Genomic DNA, 21,344 nt, shown 5'->3' with positions numbered 1-21,344 from the left:
ACCCGCACCGAACCGGGTCCCGGGAGCCGCTCCGGGACCCGGGAGCGCGCCGGGTTCCGCGCCCCCGCTCCGGAAACCGCCGGAAGCGGGCGTCGGGGCCAGGAGTTCGGTCAACAGGATCTAGGATTCTGGCTCATGAGTACCCCGCTAGTCACCGACAACCTCGCACCCGAACTGGCCGAACCCGTCCTCAGCCTGGCTGAGGCGGCGCGCGCCGCCGACGGGGTCCCGCCCCTGTCCGAGCACACCCTGCTCCGGATCAGGCACGGAGCCCCCGCCGGCAGCAGCCGCTTCCACGTGCTCTCCGAGGACGGCCGGGCAGTGGGCTTCGCGTTCGTCGAACGGGTCGAGGGCGAACCCGACTCCGGTGAGGTCGTGGTCGCCCCCGCCCACCGTGGCCGGGGGCACGGCTCCGCGCTGCTGCGGTCGGTCCGCGCCGACGCCGGACCGGACGGGGTCCGGGTGTGGGCGCACGGACGGACGCCCGGAGCGGTCTCGGTGGCGGAGGCCGAAGGGTGGGTCCCCGCCCGCGAACTCCACAAGATGCGGATGCCCCTGCGCGACCTGGGACCCGAGGTGCCCGGCGGGCCGTGGACCGCGCCCGAGATCCCCGAGCCCGCCCTGCGGCCGGAGGTGGCCGAGAAGGTGCGGATCCGCCCCTTCGTGGTGGGCCAGGACGAGCAGGCGTGGCTGGACGCGAACGCGCGAGCCTTCGCCGACCATCCCGAGCAGGGCTCCCTGACCCTGGACGACCTGCTCCAGCGGGAGGTCGAGGACTGGTTCGACCCGCGGGGCTTCTTCGTCGCGGTCACCAACAGCGGTTCGATCGCCGCCTACCACTGGACCAAGACGCACGCGGACGGAGCGGGGCTCAGCGACAGCGAGACCGTGGGTGAGGTCTACGTGGTCGGTGTGGACCCCGACTGGCAGGGCACCGGCCTTGGCCGCGCCCTGACCCTGGCCGGGCTGGCCCACCTGCGTGACGCCGGGCTGCCCTGGGTGCACCTGTACGTGGACGGGGACAACGAGGCGGCGGTGCGCCTGTACGAGTCCCTCGGTTTCTCCATGTGGGACACGGACGTGATGTTCGCCCCGTCCGGCGACCGGGGCTGAGCGACCGGCAGCCACCCGTCCGAAGCGGATTCGGCGTGCGAGACGGACCGTTTTCGGGGTGCGTCTTGTCACATTCACCGACCGAACTCCTTTGCGCCACGGGAGTGCGACACCGCGTTCACCTCCCGTTCACCTTTCCTGGGACAACTGGTCACCTCCTACGCCTACCTTCACATTCGGCGCGGTTCGGCTGTCGTCCTCGCGTCGACCGCGACACGGCGGTCGTCCCCCGTGCGGCGCACGGCCGTCCCGGTGGGACACGGACCGAGCGACCGGACCCGCAACCCTTCCGAACCGGAGAACCCATGACGACCACGGACGCGCCCCAGGCGGCACCGCCGCCCACGGGCAAGCGCCGGATCGGCGATGTCGTTTTCGCCGGGCTCGCCCGAGGCTCGGGCCTCCTGATCCTGCTGATCCTCGCGGGTGTGGCCGCCTTCCTGCTGATCCAGGCCTGGCCCTCGCTGGCGGCCAACACCTCGAACTTCCTGACCAGCCAGTCATGGGAAGCCAACGTCCGGGAGAACCCGTCGTTCGGTGTGGCCTCGCTGGCGTTCGGCACGGTCATGGCCGCCGCGATCGCGCTCCTGCTCGCCACCCCGGTGGCGATCGGCATCGCGCTGTTCATCGTCTACTACGCGCCCCGCAAGCTGGCCACGACGCTCGGCTACCTGGTGGACCTGCTCGCCGCGATCCCCAGCGTCGTCTACGGCCTCTGGGGCATGATGGTGCTCGCCCCGGAACTGGTGCCGGTCTACGACGGCATGACCGACTACCTGGGCTGGATCCCGCTCTTCGCCGGGCCCGCCTCCACCTCCGCCAGGACCCTGCTCACCGCGGGCATCGTCCTGGCCGTCATGATCCTGCCGATCATCACCGCGATGTCGCGGGACGTGTTCCACCAGGTCCCGCAGGGCCACCGCGAGGCCGCGCTCGCCATGGGCGCCACCCGCTGGGAGATGATCCGCCTCGCCGTCCTGCCCTTCGGCAAGTCCGGCATCGTCGGCGGCGCCATGCTCGGCATGGGCCGCGCCCTGGGCGAGACCATGGCGGTCGCCATGATCCTCTCCCCGTCCCTGGCGATCTCCTTCAACCTGCTCCAGAGCGGCAACCAGACCATCGCCGCGCACATCGCGCTCCAGTACCCGGAGGCCACCGGCTACGGCGTGTCCGCGCTGATCGCCGCCGGTCTGGTCCTGTTCGCGATCACCCTGGCCGTCAACATGGGCGCCCGCTACGTCGTGGCCCGGGGCAACAAGGAGTCCGCATGAGCATGACGACCACGCAACCCCCCGGGCCCGAAGCGGGACCGGGTAAGAGCGAACTGCGCGCCGGCGCCCTGCCGAGCCGTTTCCCCGCCGTCCTGCTTCTCGTCTGCGCCGCGGTGGTCGCGGGCGTACTGGCCGCGTTCGCCTCCTTCGGCCTGGTCCTGTGGGCCCTGCTGACCGGCGTCTCCTACGTGGTCATCGCCGTGACCGCCTCGGCCAGGGTGGAGGGCGGCCGCAAGGCCAAGGACCGCCTGGTCACCTCGCTGGTCTACTCGGCGTTCCTGCTCGCGATGGTCCCGCTGGTGTCCCTGCTGTACACGGTCGTCAGCTACGGCCTGGACCGCTTCGACTGGTACTTCCTCACCGTGTCGATGAACGGTGTCCTGCCGAGCATGGACGCGGGCGGCGTCTACCACGCGATCGTCGGCACCCTGGCGATCACCGGCATGGCGACGCTGATCTCGGTGCCGATCGGCGTACTGACCGCCGTCTACCTGGTCGAGTACGCCCAGGGCCGCCTGAAGAAGGTGATCACCTTCTTCGTGGACGTCATGACGGGCATCCCCTCCATCGTCGCGGGTCTGTTCGTGGTGGCGCTGTGGATGATGCTCTTCGGCCCGGGCATGACCAACGGTGCCGCGGGCGCCGTCGCCCTAGCCGTGCTGATGATCCCCGTGGTGGTCCGCTCCAGCGAGGAGATGCTGCGCCTGGTCCCCCGCGACCTGCGCGAGGCCTCCTACGCCCTGGGCGTGCCCAAGTGGCGCACGATCACCAAGGTGGTGCTGCCCACCTCGGCCGCCGGTCTGACCACCGGAATCATGCTCGCCATCGCGCGTGTTATCGGAGAGACGGCACCTCTGGTCCTCACCGCGGGATCCTCGGCCGTCGCCATCAACTGGAACCTGTTCGACGGCCAGATGATGAACCTCCCGGTGTTCATCTACTCGCAGTTCCGCATGGGCGGGGCCGTCAACTACGAGAGGGCCTGGGCAGCGGCGCTGACGCTGGTCCTGACGGTCATGCTGCTGTTCGTCCTGGCACGCCTGATCGGCCGCCTGTTCGCACCCAAGTCCCGCTAGAGCACTCGAGGTACATCCTGTGGCGAAAAGAATCGACGTCTCCGGACTCCACGTCTACTACGGCGACTTCCTCGCCGTGGAGGACGTGTCCATGACCATCGAGCCCCGGTCGGTGACGGCGTTCATCGGGTCCTCCGGCTGCGGCAAGTCCACCTTCCTGCGCACCCTCAACCGGATGCACGAGGTCACCCCCGGTGCCCGGGCCGAGGGCAAGGTCCTCCTCGACGACCTCGACATCTACGGCCGTGAGGTCGACCCGGTGATGGTCCGGAGCGAGATCGGCATGGTCTTCCAGAAGGCCAACCCGTTCCCCACGATGTCGATCTACGACAACGTGATCGCCGGGGCCAGGCTCAACAACAAGCGGATGAGCAAGTCCGAGGCCGACGACCTGGTGGAGGAGTCGCTGCGCGGCGCCAACCTCTGGGGCGAGGTCAAGGACCGCCTGAACAAGCCGGGTGCGGGCCTGTCCGGCGGCCAGCAGCAGCGCCTGTGCATCGCCCGCGCCACGGCGGTCAGGCCGTCCGTGCTGCTGATGGACGAGCCCTGCTCCGCCCTGGACCCCATCTCGACGCTGGCGATCGAGGACCTCATTCACAACCTGAAGGAGGACTACACGATCGTGATCGTCACGCACAACATGCAGCAGGCGGCCCGCGTCTCCGACCGGACCGCCTTCTTCAACCTGTCGGCCCCCGGCAAGCCCGGCAGGCTGATCGAGATGGGCGAGACCAACCAGATCTTCACCCGCCCGGAGCAGAAGGACACCGAGAACTACATCACCGGCCGGTTCGGGTGATGAGCACCCCCCTGGTGATCGACACCGACACCGCCCAGGACGACTGCGTCGCCCTGCTGGTGGGGCTGCTGGACCCCGCCGCGGACCTGCGGGCGATCACCATGGTCGCCGGGAACGTGGGCTTCGAGCAGCAGGTGCGCAACGCCTTCATGACGCTCAACGTCGCCGGCGGGCGCACCGGGGTGCCCGTCCACCTGGGCTGCCGCCGCCCCCTCGTCCGCGAGTGGGTGAGCGCGGAGAACGTGCACGGGGACGGGTCCGGCGGGCTCCGGATGGACCAGGACGGGCTGGAGCCGAGCGGCGAGCACGCCGTGGACGCCCTGGTTCGGATGGCCGCGGAGAACCCCGGTGAACTGTCGGTCGTGGCGATCGGCCCGCTCACCAACATCGCCGCCGCGGTGGTCAGGGACCCGGCTTTCGCGGGCAACGTGAAGTCGCTGTACGTCATGGGCGGGTCCAACAACGGGCGCGGCAACATCACGGCCGCCGCCGAGTTCAACTTCTATGTCGACCCGGAGGCCGCCAAGGCGGTGTTCGCCGCCGGGTTCGACATCACCGTGGTGCCCTGGGACCCGCTCACGCTGCGGCAGGCCGTGTTCGGGCAGGAGCGGCTGGACGAGATCGCCGCGCTGGGCACCCCGCTGTCCCGGTTCTTCACCCGGATCTGCGGCCCGACCCTGGAGTTCGACCGCAGCGTCGGCATCGACGGCACCACGCACCCCGACTCGCTGACCGCCGCGGTGCTGCTGCACCCCGAGCTGGTCCGCCGGGCCTCGCGCTACCACGTGGACGTGGAGACCGCCGGGGAACTGACCCGCGGCTACGCGGCGATGTCCTGGGGCGTCCACGGGCTGGAGCCCAACGCCCGGGTGGTCGAGGAGATCGACGCGGAGGGCTTCTTCGGGTACGTGCTGGAGCTGCTGTCCCGCGACACCGAGCCGCCCCGGGCGGTCACCGGCCTGTGAGCCGGGCGGCCGGGGGCGTTCCGGGGCGCCCCCGGGGAACGGTCCGCGCTCATTCGACCAGGGCGATGGTGCCCTGGGCCGCCGCCACGAGCTTCTCCGCTCCCTCGTCGTCTACCATCACCAGGTCGCAGCGGCACACGGCCCGCCGCCGCGTGGACTCCAGGACGTGGGCTCGGGCGCTGAGCAGCCGCCCCCGGCCGGGGCGCAGGTACTCGATGGAGAAACCGCTGGTGAGCACGGAGGCGCCCAGCACGGTACCGCCCGCGAAGGTGAGCGCGTTGTCCGCCGCGTAGGAGAGCACCCCGCCGTGCAGGAACCCGTTCTGTTGGAGGAGGTCGTCGCGGACACCGACCTCCAGTACGGCGCGGCCGGGCTCGAACACGGTGATCCTGGCCTGGACCAGCCTGCTGAAGGGCTGGGCCTCCAGGACGAGGGCGGCGAGCTCGGGGGTGATCTCCTCGGCCACGGGGCGTCCTTCCTGTGCGCGGTACCGCCACTCTAGGGTCCGGCCCGGCCGCCTCCCGGTGCGGGCCCGCCCGGATACCGTGCGCGCCCGGACCGTCGCTCGACGGGTCACTGGCCGGGATGTGTTTTGTTCGACTCTGGCAAATTGCCCCTTTTTGTGGGCCTATCTCACCTAGGGTCCCCCTTGAGCGAGGGAGGATGATGGTGGTGCGCAGCTTCACGTCGGTACCAGCCGCCGTTCTCCTGGTCGCCCTCGTCGGTTGCGGGCCCGAGACCGCGACCACCACGGGCGACCAGGAACAGGACACGGAGAACAACACCGAGACCACACAGGCCCCCGAAGAGACCACGCGGAGCCCCGGGGAACGGGACCCCGACGGCCAGGGGCCCACCCGGACCCCGCCGCCCCGGGGCGGGGAGGAGGAACCCCCGTACCTCCCCGACGAACCGGTCTCGCTCGGTCTCGGGGAGAGCCACGAGTTCGAGGACGGCTTCACCGTCTCGATGGGTCCCGTGGAACGCAGGACCGAGTCCGTGGAGGAGTACGGCACCACCGGGGAGGACGGGGAAGGTCCCGGCGGCGCCTCTCCCGGCACCTCCGACGAGGACACCGGACCGGAGGAGGAGGGTACCTCCGAGGAGACCGAACCCGCCGCTCCCACCGGGGAGGAGACCGAGGAGGGTGACGAGGGGGCGGAGGCCACCGGGGACACCACGGGGGACCCCACCGACGGGACCACCGGGGCACCCGGGTCTCCGGCGGAGGACGGGGCCACCGGGGAGGCCACCGAGGAGCCTTCGGAGGAGGCCACGGAGGAGCCCTCGGAGGAGCCGACGCAGGAGCCTTCGGACGAGGCCACGGAGGGGGCCGCCGAGGAGGGCGACGACTACTTCGCCTGGACGGTGGAGATCACCAACGGCACGGACCGGACGGTCCACACCGGTTCGGTCACCAGCACGTGCGCGGTGGGCGACCCGCTGGAGGAGTCCTCCGCCCCGGTCCTGGGCGAGACCGTCAACCCGCCGCAGAACCTGGAACCGGGCCAGAGCGGCAGCTGGGAGGCGGACTGCTGGGCCGACGAGGAGGACACCTACCTGTCCTGGACCCTGGAGTTCTTCGACGAGGACGGGAACCGGCTCTACGCCCCGCTGCACTTCTCCGGCGACGCAGCCTGAACACACCCGCTCACCGGGGCGCCCCGGACGGGGCCGTCGACACCGACGGCCCCGCCACGGTTCAGGGCACCTGCGCTGCCTCCGATCCGTACGGCACGGCGCGCACCAGGCTGACCCCCAGGGTCCGCCCGTTGGGCGCCGTGTAGGTGCGCTCCTCCCCCTGGGCGGCCCCGATCAGGGCCCGGCCCAGCGGTGAGTCGGGCGAGCAGACCGGGATCCCGTCGGAGTCGGCGCGGTCGCGCACGCCCAACAGGAAGGTCTCGGGCTCGGGGTCGTCCCCGTAGCGGACGGTGACCACCATGCCGGGCTCGGCGATGCCGTCGTCCGGCGGCGCCTCCCCGACGACCGCGTCCTTCAACAGGTCCTGGATCCGGTTGACGCGCGCCTCACGGGCGTCCCTGTCCTCGATGCCGGTGAAGCCGTACTCCTCGGGGTCGGCCGTGCCGGTGAGGACGGCCAGTTCGGCGGTGAGCCGTTCGTACGTCCCCGGGGTGAGCCAGGTGCGGTTGTTCTCGGCCATGGAATCCTCCTTGTACGCATGGCGCCCCGCCGGGGTTCGGCGGGGCGCTGCTGGGACGGGTGCGGGGCGGGGTCAGCGGAGGGGGTCGAAGGGCCGCAGCACCGGCGACGGGACCCCGGTGGCTACCGTCCGGGCGAGCAGGCGGCCGGTGATCGGACCGTGGGTGAGACCCCACATGCCGTGCCCGCCCGCCACGTACAGCCCCGGGATCCGGGTGGGGCCGACCAGGGGGAGGCCGTCCGAGGTGACGGGCCTGGAGCCCACCCACTCGTCGGTGCGCCTGCGCAGGTCGGCACCGGCCAGATAGGGTTCGGCCGAATCCGTGATGGCCCTGATCCGCTCGGTGCGCAGGGGCGCGTCGACGTCGCGGAACTCCATCGTCCCGGCGACCCGCAGCCCCTCGCCGTGCGGAGTGCAGGCCACCCGCACCTCGGGCAGGTACACGGGCCCGGGCACGGGTCTCGCGGTCGGGACCATGAAGCTGTAGCCCCTGCCCGGCCGCAGCGGCACGTTGACGCCCCAGGGGCGCGCCTGACGGCCGAGCCAGGCCCCCGTGGCCACCACGACCGCGTCCGCCGACTCCGTCTCCCCGTGCGCCGAGCGCAACCGGAAGCCGCCCTCACGAGCCTCCACCCCGGTCACCCGGAACCCCTCGACCACGCTCCCGCCGCGCTCGCGCACGGAGTCCGCGAGCGCGTGCGTGTACACGCCGGGGTTGACGTGGCGCTGCCCGTCGATCCGCACCCCGGCCCGCACCGCCTCGGAGGCGAGCGGCACCTGCGCGCGGGCCGCCTCCCCCTCCAGGGCGGTGTAGGCCAGCGGCAGCCCTGCCTCGCGGGCCGCGTCCAGCTCCATGACCAGCCGGGCCGCGTGCTTGTGCGCGGTGAACAACGCGGTGACCGGGGAGGACTCGACCCTGGCGGACACCCCGCCCTCGGACAGCTCCTCGAAGGCGTCCAGGCAGGCCGAGCTGAGCGGGACGTTGCCGCGCAGTGCCCGTTCCCAGGCCGCCTGCCCGCTGTGCAGGGCGAACGACGCCAGGAAGTGCAGGAGTCCGGTGTCCGCGGTGGGCGGCACGGACAGCGGAGCCTTCGGGTCGAACAGCGCCTTCAGCCCGTTGCCCAGCACACCCGGCTCGTTCAGCGGAACGGCCAGACCGGGTGCGATCCAGCCCGCGTTGCCCCAGGACGAGCCCGAGGCCACCGTGTCGCGTTCGACCACGGTGACCCCGACCCCGTACTTCTGGAGGAACCAGGCGGTCGACAGACCGACGATCCCGGCCCCGACGACGATGACGGTACGCGGTGCGCCCGCGCCCTTCCCGGACATGGCGAGTTCTCCTGTGCATGCTGACTGACGGGTACGGAACCGCACCCGACCAGAGTCTCCCCCGGAAGCAGGACGCGTCCTTTGTCCCTCCACAACAATCTCGACGTACGCTCATGTGGGATCCCGACAACGGACAGAGCCGGGACCAGAGGTCAAAGGAACGGTTTCGATGGTGCTGCTGGACCGGTTGGTGACGATCCTCGGCACGTACGGCACCCGGCTGGTGGGCCCGCGCCCCGCCGCGGACACGGTGCTGCGCGGCGTGGCCGTGCACGATCCCGCCGCGCCGGGGCCGGAGGAGGCCGACGTCCTCCTCGCGGTGGGCGTCCAGGACCCGCTCCTGGCGGTCGAGCTCGCCGAGCGGTCCCGGGCCCTGGCCGTCGTGGTGCGGACCGCGCGGGAGGACGCGGCCGACCCGCACGGGGAGGCCGCCGCCCGGGCCCGGTCGGGCGGGATCGCACTCCTGGTCGTGGACCCGGCGGTGTCCTGGGGTCAGGCCGCCGGCGTGGTGTACGGGCTGGTGCTGGAGGGCGGTGAGACCGAGGCCGGGAGGGGCCCGGCGGACCTGCCCGCGCTGGCGGACACGATCGCCGCCCGGGTCGGCGGGCCGGTCACCATCGAGGACCCGGGCCTGCGCGTGCTGGCCTACTCGGACCGCCAGACCGAGGCCGACCGGGCCCGGTGGGACACCATCCTGGGCCGCAGGGTCCCCGAGGCGGTCCAGCACCACCTCGAACGCACAGGGGTCGTCGCGCACCTGGCCTCGTCCGCGGAGCCGGTGTTCCTGCCTCCCGAACCGGCCCTGGGCCTGGGCGGGCGCACCGCGGCGGCGGTGCGGGTCGGGAGGGAGTTCCTGGGTTCGGTCTGGGCCGTCTGCGAGGGCCCGCTGGACGGGGAGCGCTCGGTACTGCTGGCCGAGGGCGCCCGCACCGTCGCCCTGCACCTGTTGCGCACCAGGGTCAGCGCGGACCTGGAGCGGCAGGTGGAGTCGGACCTGGTGAGCCGCCTGCTGGAGGGGGCGATGGACCCGACCGAGGCCGCCGGGCGCCTGGGACTGGCCGCGACACCGCACCGGGTGGTCGCCCTCCAGGCCCACACCCCCGACGAACGGCACTCCGCCACCCTGATGACCTTCGAGCGGGCCACCACCGGGTTCGGCTGGTCGCGCCCGGGCCGGAGCACCGTGTTCGGCAGCACCGTCTACACGGTGTTGCCCTGCGGGGCCGATCCCGCCCCGGCCCGGGAGTGGGTGGCGCAGACAACCCGGTCCCTGCCCGGGCACGTGGTGGTCAACGCGGGGATCGGCGCGCCCGCGGACCTGGCGGGGCTCTCGGCGAGCCGCAGGGAGGCCGACGAGAGCCTCACCCTGCACGCCTCCCGACCGGGGAGGGCCTCGGTGGCCTACGACGAGTCCTGGGACGAGGTACTGGTCCACCGCCTGCGAATGGCCTCCGCGTCCGGTCGGCGCCCGGCCGACGGCCCCGTGGCCGATCTCACACGCCACGACGCCGCGCACGGCACGCACCACACGCGCACGCTGCGTGCCTGGCTCCGGGCCCAGGGCGACCCGAACAGGGCCGCGGAGGAGCTGGGCGTGCACCCCAACACGGTCCGGCACCGTATGCGGAGGATGGCCGAGGTCACCGCGCTCGGCCTGGACCAGCCCAGGATGCGGCTGGCCCTGGCCATCGCACTGGAGGCCCACGCACCCGACGGGGAAACCCCCTGAGAGCGCCCGGGGGCACCTGGCCGGAAGGCGCGGCCCCCCTCTACCCGTGCTTGACGACGATGGTCTCCACCGTGTTGGCGACGTGCTCGAAGGCGTCGGCGGCGGTCTCCAGCTCCTCGATGACGTCCTTGAGTTTGAGTACGGTCAGCGCCTCGTACTCCCCGCTGAACAGCTTGGCGAGGAGTTTGCGGTAGATGCGGTCCGCCTGGTTCTCCAGCTGGTTGATCTCGATCCAGTAACGGGTGAGGTCCCTCATGGACCGGAGTCTGGGCATGGCCTCCGCGGTGAGTTCGGCGGCCCGCTCGAGCACCTCGATCTGGTCGATGATGCCCTTGGGGAGCCGTTCCAGCCCGTACAGGCCGATGAGGTCGACGGCGGCCTCCATGGAGTCCATGACGTCGTCCAGGTTGGAGGCGAGTCGGTAGATGTCCTCGCGGTGCAGCGGGGGTGCGGAGCTCTTGTTGAGCCGGCGCATGATCGCGTGGGTGGCGTCGTCACCGGCGTGCTCGCAGGCACGCATCTTCTCGGTGATGGCCTCCCGATCGGCCCCGTCACTCATCAGTTCCACCAGCAGGCGGGCCCCGATGACCAGGTTGTTCGCCGAATCGGTGAACATCTCGTAGTAGCTGTCATCACGCGGGCGCAAGCGCAGGCGCACGTCGTTCTCCCGATGGTGCGGTGGTCTTCCTTGGTGGATGTTAAGGGCGCTGACCAGCTGCTTCAGCGCGACAGCGTGGGCTTCCCACGCGCCGGCCCCGTACTGGGGGAGGCGGGTCCGGGTGCGGTCACCCCTCGTTCATCTGTCTGTGTCGACGCGTGGAACGCCGCGGGGCGCGGCTTCCCTCGCAATCCTCCCAATCTCGGACGACACCGGGACGGTTCGGGACGCTACCGTGTCCTGCTCCCGCTGGCCAGCGGGGCGCTGAGACAGGAATCACCCAATCGAGCGGAGACCGGTGGACAGTCGCACCGGAATACCCCGATGTCCACCTTCGGGCTATTCCTTCGCAAAGACAAGTATCCCCGGTGTTCACCCTTCCGATCACCCGGGCCAGCGGTCTCCGCCCCCGGCGGACCTGCACCGGGTCCTTCGCCCGGTCTAGGATCTGCGCATGCCTTCCGCTCTGACCCCGGGCGCCGTGCGGCGCCTGCGCGCCGCGTTGGACGAACAGCTCTCCGCCCTGGGCGAACCCGCCTTCGAGGGCACCGACGAGGAGGCGGTGGCCGCGTCCGTGCGGGCGGCCCTGCGCGCCGAGGAACCGCTGCGGCCGCTGCTGAAGGCCGCGGTCCGGTGCAGCCTCGCGGTCCTGGCCGACCGGGTCCCGGGGCACAGCCTGGAGGTGCGCGTGCCCCCGTACGGGGCGGTCCAGGTGATCGAGGGGCCCAGGCACACGCGCGGCACCCCGCCCGGGGTCGTCGAGGCCGACCCCCTCACCTGGCTGCGGCTGGCCGGGGGCCGGACCGGCTGGGAGGACGCGGTCGGGGGGCACGACGTGCGGGCGAGCGGGGTGCGCTCCGACCTGTCCGAGCACCTTCCGCTGTGGCCGGGCGGGCCGTCGGCGTGAGCCCGCTGCGGCGACCTCCGACCCCGGTTGGCACCCCGCCTTCGGCCAGCGGCTAAGCTGTGCCTGTGTCGTACTCCGACGGCCGGCTCTCCATGGACCTCGATCCGCTCGAACGCGGCCCGCAGGACGCCTGCGGCGTTTTCGGGGTCTGGGCACCCGGCGAAGAAGTCAGCAAGCTCACCTACTTCGGCCTCTACGCGCTCCAGCACCGCGGCCAGGAATCCGCGGGCATCGCCACAAGCGATGGGGAGCGGATCGTCGTCTACAAGGACATGGGACTGGTCTCCCAGGTCTTCAACGAGGCGACGCTCGACTCCCTGGGAGGCCACCTCGCGATCGGCCACTGCCGTTACTCGACCACCGGTTCACCGGTGTGGGAGAACGCCCAGCCGACCTTCTACACCGCGCGTGAGGGGGGGTTGGCGCTCGGCCACAACGGCAACCTGATCAACACGCCCGAACTGGCCGCGCTGCTGCCCGACCAACGGCGCGGCGCCACGACCGACACCGAGGTCCTCACCAACCTCCTCGCGGCCAGGGCCAAGGACGGCCAGGCACTCGAGGACGCGGCCATGGAGCTCCTCCCCAAGGTGCAGGGTGCGTTCTCCCTCGTCTTCATGGACGAGAACACCCTCTACGCCGCGCGCGACCCGCAGGGCATCCGCCCGTTCGTGCTCGGCCGTCTCGGGGAGACCTCCGGCGCCGGCGGCTGGGTGGTCGCCAGTGAGACCGCGGCCCTGGACATCGTGGGCGCCACGGTCGTCCGCGAGATCGAGCCGGGCGAGCTCCTGGTGATCGACGGCGACGGCGTCCGTTCCCGCAGTTTCGCCCCGGCCCGCCGCAAGGGCTGCCTGTTCGAGTACGTCTACCTGGCGCGCCCGGACACCACCATGAACGGGCGCAACGTGAACTCCACCCGGGTGGAGGTAGGCCGCCGCCTGGCCAGGGAGCACCCGGTCGAGGCCGACCTGGTCATCCCGGTCCCCGAGTCCGGCACCCCCGCCGCGGTGGGGTACGCCGAGGCGAGCGGGATCCCCTTCGCCCAGGGCCTGGTGAAGAACTCCTACGTGGGCCGCACGTTCATCCAGCCCAGCCAGACCCTGCGCCAGCTGGGTATCCGGCTCAAGCTGAACCCGCTGCGCGAGGTCATCGAGGGCCGCCGCCTGGTGGTCGTGGACGACTCGATCGTGCGCGGCAACACCCAGCGCGCCCTGGTCCGGATGCTCCGCGACGCGGGCGCCGCCGAGGTGCACGTGCGGATCTCCAGCCCGCCGGTGCTGTGGCCCTGCTACTACGGCATCGACTTCGCCACCCGTGCCGAGCTCATCGCCGCGAACCTGTCGGTGGACGAGATCGCCGAGTCGGTGAACGCGGACTCGCTGGCCTACGTGGACCTGGACGAGCTCGTGGCCGCCTCCGAGCAGCCCAAGGACCAGCTGTGCCGCGCCTGCTTCGACGGGGTGTACCCGTTGGAGGTGGACGCCGACTCCCAGGGCAAGTACCTGTTGGAGAAGGCCTGCGGTACCCCTGAGGGCTCCACTCTGGCGACCAGCCCCAAGTGAGACCACGCGGCGGACCGGTCCGGTCCGCCGCGCCCGGAAGCGCCTTCCGGATCCTCCGGCGTGCCCTGGAACAGGGCCGCGGACAGCCGTACACCACCGAAAACGAGGAGAACTCGCGTGGCAGCCGACAGCACAGGGACGACGGGCGCGTACGCGGCCGCGGGCGTCGACATCGCCGCCGGTGAACGCGCCGTCGACCTGATGAAGCGTCACGTCGCGCGCACCCGCCGACCCGAGCAGGTCACCGACGCCAGCGGCTTCGCCGGCCTGTTCCGCCTGGACACGGCCAGGTACCGGGACCCGGTCCTGGCCACCTCCACCGACGGGGTGGGCACCAAGGTCATGCTCGCCCAGCAGATGGACAAGCACGACACCATCGGTATCGACCTGGTCGGGATGGTCGTCGACGACCTGGTGGTCAGCGGTGCCGAGCCCCTCTTCATGACCGACTACATCGCGACCGGCGCCGTGGTGCCCGAACGCGTGGCGGAGATCGTCGGCGGTATCGCGGAGGGCTGCCACCAGGCGGGGTGCGCGCTGATCGGGGGCGAGACCGCCGAGCACCCCGGAGCGATGGACCCCGAGGAGTACGACCTGGCGGGGGCCGGAACCGGTGTGGTCGAGGGTGACGCGATCCTGGGCCCGGACCGGGTGCGCGATGGCGACGCCGTGATCGCGATGGCCTCCTCCGGCCCGCACTCCAACGGTTACTCGCTGGTCCGGCACATCGTGGACGAGGCCGACCTGGACCTGTACTCGCAGGTCCCGGAGCTGGGCGGGGTCCTCGGCGAGGTGCTGCTGACCCCGACCCGCGTCTACGCCAAGGACTGCGTGGCCCTGACCTCGGCCGTCGAGGTGCACGCCTACTCGCACATCACGGGAGGCGGCCTCGCCGCGAACCTGTCCCGGTCGCTGCCGGAGGGCCTGGACGCCGAACTGGACCGTTCCACCTGGGCCCCGCTGCCGGTCTTCGGCTACCTGGCCGAGAAGGGCGGGATCGGCCGGGAGGACATGGAGGCCACGTTCAACATGGGTGTGGGCATGGTGGCGATCGTCGCCGCGGACGACGCGGAGCGCGCCCTGGGCGTGCTCGCCGACCGCGGTGTACGGGCCTGGCGCCTCGGCGTGGTGCAGAACGGTTCCGGCCGGGCCGTACTGAACGGCGAGTACCGGAACACGTGAGGCAGGGACGCGAACATAGCCGGTGCGAACCACTGCAGTGGTTCGCACCGGCTATATCCACCTGTCCGCGACGGTCCCCGGGTGGGAGACCGTGGCCGCTACAGGTCAGCGGTTGTTATCCGAGCGACCTGAAAGACTCGGCCGAATCCGACGCCTACTTGTCGGACTCCGAGTACTTGTCGGCAAGATCCGCGTAACGGTCGACCAGGTCGTCCTGAGGTTCCGTGTAGGGATCGTCCGGACCCAACGGCCCGGAGGGAGACCCCTCGTCCTCAGCGACACCCAGCTCCGACCGCAGCCGATCAAGGTCGGTCCCACCGGAGCTGTACTTGAGCTTCCGTGCGACCTTCTGCTGCTTGGCCTTGGCTCGGCCGCGCCCCATTGGCTCGACCCCCTCAACGATTGGGTTCCGACGAACCCCAGATCACTTACTAACCCGCACTACCAGGCTGACGGCCGTCAAACGCGACTGACGACAGGCGTCAGCTTACGTACACATACAACCGTACCTGGTCGGACCCCGCCGTGCCTACGCCACCCGGGTGTGACGGATGCGGTGTGCGCACGCAACCCTTCCCGGCCTGGGACTTCTCACGGTGAGTGCCAGACGGAACGATCTGTGCCACGATGCGATCGTGCTGCCCTACACCGCCTATCTCCGCGTCTACCAGCCGGTCACGGCCTTCTCTCCCCGTGACCGCCGGCACTGGGAAGGGTACGCGGAGTCCGCCGACCGCCCCAGGCGTGTCAACGCCCTGGCCGCCGAGCACACCGAGAGCCTGGGCAGACTCATCACCACGCCGCCGGCGGTCGCCCCCGTCGAGGAGAGCGGGCACGCCTACCTGCGCCGGGTGAACGAGCGGCTGTACGTGTGCCCGTGGCAGACCCGGCTGCGCTCCTGGCGCGCCTTCGACGAGTTCACCGGCTCCGTGCCGCGGCCCCTGGCCGAAGCGTGCGTACCGGCCCGGGAGGCCGAGCGGGCCGAGGCCGGCTACCGGCAGTGGCGCGAGTCCGGGGCGCGGGTCCAGCCGGGGATCCTGTCCAGCAACTGGACGGTCCCGGTCCCCTGGTTCGTCCCCTTCGAGCCCCAGGAGCGCTGTCTCGTCCTGTCGGCCGGGAACACCAGGACCCTGCTGTACCTGACCAGGACCGCGCTGGCGACTCGGCGCCTGGAGCACACGGCGGCGGTGCTGCGCGAGCGCATCGGGGAGCACGCGGTGTCCTCCTCGACCGAGGAACTCCTGGACTGGCTGTCCACGACCGCCCACCCCGACTCCCTCCTCGAGCTGGACTACGGGGGGCTGCCCCACCTGCTGAGCGACGACCACCTGAGCGAGGACCACTCGGTTGCCGAGGTGGCCGAGGCCGTCGAGGCGCTCGCGAAGGGCGACGGGGCCCGCGTGACGGAGCTCCGCAAGCGGATCACCCTGCGCTGGAGGTCTGTGCGCGCCCTCGGGCACGCCAACTGACGGTCACGTCCTCCCCCGGGTTTCGCGGGCACCCGGACCTCGAATGTCGTCATCCGAGCGCCGGCGCGGGGCCGCGCCACGCCGTGGGACAACCTGGTACACCAGGTTTCTCGGCCAGAAGCGGCCCTCTTTGCGCACGTGACAGCGGTGCGGACGGCTGACCGGCCGAGGCGCGACATCAAGCATCGTGAAACTGGGCATAACGCCCGATAGGGATCGACATAGACTGTAGCCAGCCGGTCACTGAGTGCACTCTACGTAATCGTGAAACCCCCGCCGCGCCGAGGATCCGCGTGGCCCGACCCACCAGCCGAAGCAAACCGGCGCACCGCGCGCCACCCCGCCCCACCCCTCTCCGCACAGCAGCCGACCAGGGCTTGCGCAACCTTCCCCCGGCCTTGACCCTCGATTTTCGGTCAGCCTGCCGTAGCACTTCAGGCTCTCCGGATCGAGAAAAACGAGGCCCGAGAACGAAGTTTTGACCGAATACGCCACATGCCACTAAACGTGTCGCTAGAATCACTTAGCGTGACGCGGCCACGGGCGGCTTTCAATGGCCTCCCACGTGCAAAGTTGCTTGGAGTGGTCGCGCAATCACCTCGGGTGGTGCCAATATGGACCTAGTGGAAATATTGGACATCCGGGCCAAGTGCCAGGAATAAGGCTCAAGGATCGGCACACAGATCCAGGAGGAGAGGCCGTACACATGTCAACTCGCACGCCCGAGGCGGAGCCCCTGTTGACCCCCGCTGAGGTTGCCACCATGTTCCGCGTTGACCCCAAGACCGTGACACGCTGGGCGAAGGCGGGAAAGCTGACCTCGATCCGCACCTTGGGCGGCCACCGCCGCTACCGCGAGACTGAGGTCCGCGCCCTGCTGGCCGGGATCCCCAGCCAGCGTACGGAGTGATCTCCCCGGTCTGTGCCGATTCCGGGGGGAACGGCTGGACGAACTCCGGCTGCTGACGAAAATTCCAGGGCGGGCCACCCGGACAGGTGGCCCGCCCTCCCTCGACGCCGCCCGCGTCCGCCACCCCGATCGGCCCCGCCCCGGAAGGGGACCGGAACCCTCATCGGGGGCAGGCGGTGCCACGGGCCCTGGAGCGGTCCGGTCGCGGATCAGTCCTCGATCCGGTCGTCCATGGCGGTGGTGCGCTTGCGGGCCAGGAACGTGGCGGCGGTACCGCCGCCGACCGCGACCACCGCGGCGGCGACCAGTGCGGCGAGCGAACCCCCGGTCGTGGCCAGCCGTTTGGCCGGTGCCGTCACCTCCTGCTGGCCCTCGTCCGGCTCGTCCGCCCCCGGAGGCGTGGCCGAACCGTGGGTGGAGCCGACCGCCCAGGTGTCGGCGAAGTCCACGACGAAACCGTTCTCCAGTTCGGGGTCGCCCACCTGGACCCAGACGGTGAGCGAGGCCTGGACGCCCTTGCCGTCCCAGGCGCGCTCCTCGTCATCGAAGACGTCCTCGTTGGCCAGGAAGCGAACGCTGACGGGCACCTCGGTCAGGGTCCCGCCCTCCTCGTCGAGGACCTCCAGGGTCTGCTCGGCCAGGTGGTCACCGTCGAAGTCCGCCACGGGCTCACCGAAGGCGGTCAACTCTCCGTGTTCGAGGCTCGCCTCGGTCTCCCCGGTGTAGGCCGCGGCAGAGCTGGCCCGCACGCCGGCGAGGGTGAACTCGACCGCGTTGCCGTCAGCGGAGACGGTTTCGGAGTCCTCCTCCCCCAGGATGACGACGTCCTCCTCGGGTACGGTGCCGGGCCCCCGGGTGGGGATCTGCGGGGGCGTCCGCGGGAGCGGCTCCTCCGCCTGCTGGGACTCCCGTTCCGGCTCCCGCTCCCGGGGGGTGCGTTCGGCCGGGCCGTCCTCCGGGCCGCTCCCCCGCGGCTCCTCCTCGGGCGGCCGGGCGGGCGGGTCCCCGGCCTCGTCGGCCAGATCGATCATGCCCAGGTCGATCAGGTCGTTGACGCCGAGCCGGACCGTCGCCTGTTCGACCACCGCCTCGGACAGCGCCCCGCTGCCGTTGACCAGGGTGCGGCTCTCCCCCTCGACCTGTGCGTACTCGGCCAGAGGGCCCAGGAGCTGCTCCGCTCCCGCGTCGTCCTCCGTCTCCCCGCCGACGCTGACGGCGGTGGAGTAACCCGCCACCAGGTCACCGTCAGCAGCCCAGGCCTGGGCGTTGGCCCAGAGCAACTGGGTCGCCCCGGCCGGAGCCGCGGAGGCGACACCCAGCGCGCCGAGCGCGAGGAAGAGGGTGCCGCCCGCGACGATGCGGCGGGCGGACGATTCGGCGGGAGTCACCACAACACTCCTGTTGTATCTGGGGGATGCCCGGCACTGGGGCCGCTCCCGTTCCGCTGAAGCGGCGGTCCGGGAGCTTCTGGCAGACCTGGCTGGCCGGGCGCGGTGTTCCGGGCGGGCGGGCTCGGTGCCCCTCCGGCCGGTCAAGATGCTGATCGCTGTGGAGTTGCGTGTACAAGGCGTTCCACACGGTGAGCCTAACGCGTTGATCACAAAACGGAAACCGCCCCGGTGACGACCAAACGGTGGCCCCGAGGTGCTGGTCAACTGTCGGTGAAACGCCTGGAACTGGGGAAACACCGAAGCGCCCTTTGTCCGCTCCTGGACTTCCGCCATGCGCCCTCCGTCCCGCTCTGTGCGGGTACGTCGGGGTCGCGGGCACCGGCTAGGTTGTGGACATGCCCGTCTCCGCACCACCGGGGCGCCGGAGCCGCGCCGCACGCGCCCTGGCCCTGCTCTCGTTCGCCGCGCTCTGGACCACGGCCTGCTCGGCCCCGGCCGGAGGCGCACCCGGAGCCGACCCCACCGCGGCACCGCCGCTACCCGGCCCCGAGGACGGAGCGAGCGGCCCCGGCACCGGGAGCGGCGTCCCGGCCGAAGAGGGCGGCGCTCCGGCCGAGGACGGGTCCACCCCGCCCGGTGACGGCCCGCTCGGCGACCGTGTCGTGGTCATCGACCCCGGCCACAACGGTGGCAACGCCTCCGCCCCGGGCGAGATCAACACCCAGGTGTCCGTGGGCAACGGCGAGAAGGCCTGTGACACCGTCGGGGCCCAGAGCGTGAACGGCTACTCCGAGCACGAGTTCAACTGGGAGCTGTCCCTGCTCGTCCAGGAACGCCTGGAGGCCGACGGCGCCACGGTGATCCTCACCCGCGAGGACAACGAGAGCGTGGGCCCCTGTATCGACGAGCGCGCGGAGATCGGTAACGAGAACGAGGCGGACGCCGCCCTGTCCATCCACGCCGACGGCGGACCGGAGTCGGGTCGGGGCTTCCACGTCATCACCCCCGGGGAGGTGCCCGGTCTCACCGAGGAGATCGTGGAGCCCTCCGCCCTCCTGGCCGAGGACATCCGCCGCGAGTACCTCGAGGGCAGCGACGTCCCCTACGCCGACTACCTCGCCGGGGAAGGGCTGGACGAGCGCACCGACCTGGGCGGGCTGAACCTCTCCACCGTGCCGAAGGTGTTCCTTGAGGCCGGGAACATGCGCAACGCCGAGGACGCCGAACTCCTGGAGGACCCCGAGTGGCGTGAGCACGCCGCGGACGCCATCGCCCGCGGTCTGGCCACCTACCTCATGCGCGAGTAGGCGCGGACCCGCGCACGCACGGAGAGGGCCCCGGGTCCGCACGCCTGAGCGGCGGCCCCGGGGCCCTCTGTCACGACGGCCGCCCGTGCGAGCGGCTCGGAGGCGCTACTAGTCCTCGTTGGTCTCGGCGACCTCGTCGTTCTTCTTCTTGCGACGCGCCAGGTAGGCGGCGGCGCCACCGCCAGCGGCGATCGCCGCACCGGCCGCGATCAGACCGGCGACCGGCGAACCGGTCTGGGCGAGGGGCTGGGCGTCCTCGGGGTCCGTCTTCGGGAGCGTGTCCTCGTCGCGCTCCTTCTGCGGCGGGTTCTTGTCGTCACCCTTGTCGCCGTCGTCGTTGCCGTCGTCGCCGTTGCCGTTGCCGTCGTCACCGTCGCCGCCGTCGTCGACCGCGCCGGTGGTGATGCCCGCGGCGCTCTCGGCGATGGAGTATCCGGCAACGAACTCGTCGTCGACCAGGAAGTTCATGTACAGGTTGGTGTACGCGTCGTTCCAGTGGAAGCCGGCGTCCTCGGTCTGCACGACGCCCTGGTCCACGGAGGGCTGGATGTTCAGCACCAGCTCCTCACCGCCGTCCTCACCCGACAGCATGATGGGCTCCGACTTGAAGGTGCCGGCGTCAGCGTGGTGGCTGACCTCGCCGTCCCAGCTCTGGGTGGTGGTGACGGTGATCCCGGAGATGGTCCCCTCGAGGATGACGGTCTCGCTGCCGTCGACCAGCTCGGAGTTCTCCTCGAAGTCAACGATCTCGGAGGAGGCAGCCTCGGGGGACTCCTCGGCGCTGTTCGCGCCACCTTCCTCGGCGGAGTCCGAGGGCGTCCCGGTGGGCTCCTCGGTGGGGGCCTGGGAGGGCTCCTCGACGGGGGCCTCGGTCGGGTCGACGGTGGGTGCCTCCGACGGGTCGCCGGAGCCCTCGCCGTCCTCGGGGTCGGTGCCCTCGCCGTTGCCGTCCTCGGGGTCGCCGCCCTCGGGGTCGGTGCCCTCGCCGTTGCCGTCCTCGGGGTCGGTGCCCTCGCCGTTGCCGTCCTCGGGGTCGCCGCCCTCCTCGTCCTCGGGGTCGCCGCCCTCCTCGTCCTCGGGGGTCTCCTCCTCGTCGTCCTCGTCGAGGTCGTCGTCCTCGTCCTCGTCCTCTTCGTCCTCGGGGTCGAGGATGTCCTCGACGTTCTCGGCGGTGACGGAGATCTTGGCCGAGTCGATGACGGTGGTGGCGGTGGCGCCGTCGGCGTTCACCGTGGCGGTGGTGGTGCCGTTGACGACCAGCCAGTCACCGATGGTGGTGGAGAACGGGTTGGAAACCGTCTGCTCCTGGGTGATGTAGGTCTCCGAGGAGCCCTGACCGCCAACAGCGGAAGCGTAGGCCCAGCCATAGGTGTCGGCGTGGGCGGGCATCGCGGTGGCCAGGCTGAGAGCGCCCAGCGCGGCGAAGGCGGCACCGCCCTGGAGGACGCGGCGCGCCGTGATTCGGGGAGCGTTCTTCAAGTCATCCTCGTTTGGGTCGTCCGAGCCCATATGTGT

The 21,344-nt window shown here is 71.3% G+C and carries 20 protein-coding genes; 13 read left to right on the top strand and 7 right to left on the bottom strand.

The features are described from left to right. Positions 1 to 135: 135 nt before the first annotated feature. From mshD to AC0VYD_RS02095, 5 genes are all read left to right on the top strand, one after another. Positions 136 to 1,113, top strand: coding sequence for a mycothiol synthase (gene mshD, locus AC0VYD_RS02115; protein ID WP_475478329.1), 978 nt, complete (start codon positions 136 to 138; stop codon positions 1,111 to 1,113). 305 nt (positions 1,114 to 1,418) lie between these two features. Beyond that, entirely contained in the window at positions 1,419 to 2,384 is a 966-nt protein-coding gene (gene pstC / locus AC0VYD_RS02110) for a phosphate ABC transporter permease subunit PstC (protein ID WP_475478328.1), read from the top strand. Next, the gene (gene pstA / locus AC0VYD_RS02105) at positions 2,381 to 3,460 is read left to right on the top strand and encodes a phosphate ABC transporter permease PstA (protein ID WP_475478327.1); all 1,080 of its coding nucleotides are present in this window, start codon (positions 2,381 to 2,383) and stop codon (positions 3,458 to 3,460) included. The genes pstC and pstA overlap by 4 nt, the downstream gene beginning before the upstream one ends. 19 nt (positions 3,461 to 3,479) lie before the next feature. Continuing rightward, positions 3,480 to 4,259, top strand: a complete 780-nt coding sequence (pstB, locus tag AC0VYD_RS02100; RefSeq protein WP_452540680.1) for a phosphate ABC transporter ATP-binding protein PstB — start codon at positions 3,480 to 3,482, stop codon at positions 4,257 to 4,259. Continuing rightward, the gene (locus tag AC0VYD_RS02095) at positions 4,259 to 5,224 is read left to right on the top strand and encodes a nucleoside hydrolase (RefSeq protein ID WP_475478326.1); all 966 of its coding nucleotides are present in this window, start codon (positions 4,259 to 4,261) and stop codon (positions 5,222 to 5,224) included. Before pstB ends, AC0VYD_RS02095 begins: the two co-directional genes overlap by 1 nt. A gap of 49 nt (positions 5,225 to 5,273) precedes the next feature. Here AC0VYD_RS02095 and AC0VYD_RS02090 read toward each other — a convergent pair whose 3' ends face one another. Continuing rightward, positions 5,274 to 5,690, bottom strand: a complete 417-nt coding sequence (locus tag AC0VYD_RS02090) for a PaaI family thioesterase (protein ID WP_475478325.1) — start codon at positions 5,688 to 5,690, stop codon at positions 5,274 to 5,276. Positions 5,691 to 5,896: 206 nt separating this feature from the next. On the opposite strand from AC0VYD_RS02090, the gene AC0VYD_RS02085 reads away from it, so the two are divergent. Continuing rightward, complete coding sequence (locus tag AC0VYD_RS02085) at positions 5,897 to 6,865, top strand: hypothetical protein (protein ID WP_475478324.1); 969 nt, start codon at positions 5,897 to 5,899, stop codon at positions 6,863 to 6,865. A 61-nt stretch (positions 6,866 to 6,926) separates the two neighbouring features. On the opposite strand, the gene AC0VYD_RS02080 is transcribed toward AC0VYD_RS02085, so the two are convergent. Both AC0VYD_RS02080 and AC0VYD_RS02075 read right to left on the bottom strand, forming a co-directional pair. Then, positions 6,927 to 7,385 carry a GreA/GreB family elongation factor gene (locus AC0VYD_RS02080; RefSeq protein WP_475478323.1) on the bottom strand — a complete coding sequence of 153 codons (459 nt, stop codon included), beginning with the start codon at positions 7,383 to 7,385 and terminating at the stop codon, positions 6,927 to 6,929. 72 nt (positions 7,386 to 7,457) lie between these two features. Then, entirely contained in the window at positions 7,458 to 8,714 is a 1,257-nt protein-coding gene (locus AC0VYD_RS02075) for an NAD(P)/FAD-dependent oxidoreductase (RefSeq protein WP_475478322.1), read from the bottom strand. 169 nt (positions 8,715 to 8,883) lie between these two features. On the opposite strand from AC0VYD_RS02075, the gene AC0VYD_RS02070 reads away from it, so the two are divergent. After that, complete coding sequence (locus AC0VYD_RS02070) at positions 8,884 to 10,443, top strand: PucR family transcriptional regulator (RefSeq protein WP_475478321.1); 1,560 nt, start codon at positions 8,884 to 8,886, stop codon at positions 10,441 to 10,443. A 40-nt stretch (positions 10,444 to 10,483) separates the two neighbouring features. Here the strand turns inward: AC0VYD_RS02070 and AC0VYD_RS02065 are convergent, their stop codons facing one another. Then, positions 10,484 to 11,101 (bottom strand): DUF47 family protein, encoded by a 618-nt coding sequence (locus AC0VYD_RS02065; RefSeq protein ID WP_473036941.1) that lies wholly within the window; start codon positions 11,099 to 11,101, stop codon positions 10,484 to 10,486. A gap of 454 nt (positions 11,102 to 11,555) precedes the next feature. On the opposite strand from AC0VYD_RS02065, the gene AC0VYD_RS02060 reads away from it, so the two are divergent. The 3 genes from AC0VYD_RS02060 to purM all read left to right on the top strand — a co-directional run bounded on the left by AC0VYD_RS02060 (position 11,556) and on the right by purM (position 14,752). Continuing rightward, positions 11,556 to 12,008 carry a sterol carrier family protein gene (locus AC0VYD_RS02060; protein WP_475478320.1) on the top strand — a complete coding sequence of 151 codons (453 nt, stop codon included), beginning with the start codon at positions 11,556 to 11,558 and terminating at the stop codon, positions 12,006 to 12,008. 65 nt (positions 12,009 to 12,073) lie between these two features. After that, positions 12,074 to 13,570, top strand: coding sequence for an amidophosphoribosyltransferase (gene purF / locus AC0VYD_RS02055; protein ID WP_473036943.1), 1,497 nt, complete (start codon positions 12,074 to 12,076; stop codon positions 13,568 to 13,570). A 117-nt stretch (positions 13,571 to 13,687) separates the two neighbouring features. Beyond that, positions 13,688 to 14,752 carry a phosphoribosylformylglycinamidine cyclo-ligase gene (gene purM / locus AC0VYD_RS02050; RefSeq protein ID WP_475478319.1) on the top strand — a complete coding sequence of 355 codons (1,065 nt, stop codon included), beginning with the start codon at positions 13,688 to 13,690 and terminating at the stop codon, positions 14,750 to 14,752. A gap of 154 nt (positions 14,753 to 14,906) precedes the next feature. Here the strand turns inward: purM and AC0VYD_RS02045 are convergent, their stop codons facing one another. Beyond that, complete coding sequence (locus tag AC0VYD_RS02045) at positions 14,907 to 15,134, bottom strand: DUF3073 domain-containing protein (RefSeq protein ID WP_191275385.1); 228 nt, start codon at positions 15,132 to 15,134, stop codon at positions 14,907 to 14,909. A gap of 253 nt (positions 15,135 to 15,387) precedes the next feature. On the opposite strand from AC0VYD_RS02045, the gene AC0VYD_RS02040 reads away from it, so the two are divergent. Beyond that, the gene (locus AC0VYD_RS02040) at positions 15,388 to 16,221 is read left to right on the top strand and encodes a DUF8083 family protein (protein WP_475480156.1); all 834 of its coding nucleotides are present in this window, start codon (positions 15,388 to 15,390) and stop codon (positions 16,219 to 16,221) included. Positions 16,222 to 16,927: 706 nt separating this feature from the next. Then, complete coding sequence (bldC, locus tag AC0VYD_RS02035; protein ID WP_013155387.1) at positions 16,928 to 17,131, top strand: developmental transcriptional regulator BldC; 204 nt, start codon at positions 16,928 to 16,930, stop codon at positions 17,129 to 17,131. 209 nt (positions 17,132 to 17,340) lie between these two features. Here the strand turns inward: bldC and AC0VYD_RS02030 are convergent, their stop codons facing one another. Then, positions 17,341 to 18,519, bottom strand: coding sequence for a hypothetical protein (locus tag AC0VYD_RS02030; protein ID WP_475478318.1), 1,179 nt, complete (start codon positions 18,517 to 18,519; stop codon positions 17,341 to 17,343). A gap of 398 nt (positions 18,520 to 18,917) precedes the next feature. Here AC0VYD_RS02030 and AC0VYD_RS02025 point away from each other — a divergent pair, with 398 nt between their 5' ends. Continuing rightward, on the top strand, positions 18,918 to 19,829 hold the full coding sequence (locus tag AC0VYD_RS02025) for an N-acetylmuramoyl-L-alanine amidase (RefSeq protein WP_475478317.1): 912 nt from the start codon (positions 18,918 to 18,920) through the stop codon (positions 19,827 to 19,829). Positions 19,830 to 19,937: 108 nt separating this feature from the next. On the opposite strand, the gene AC0VYD_RS02020 is transcribed toward AC0VYD_RS02025, so the two are convergent. Next, positions 19,938 to 21,308, bottom strand: coding sequence for an LPXTG cell wall anchor domain-containing protein (locus tag AC0VYD_RS02020; protein ID WP_475478316.1), 1,371 nt, complete (start codon positions 21,306 to 21,308; stop codon positions 19,938 to 19,940). Positions 21,309 to 21,344: the final 36 nt, after the last annotated feature.

The organism is Nocardiopsis sp. iso_40 (genome assembly GCF_056173285.1).
This window is presented reverse-complemented; position numbering and strand designations above follow the sequence as displayed.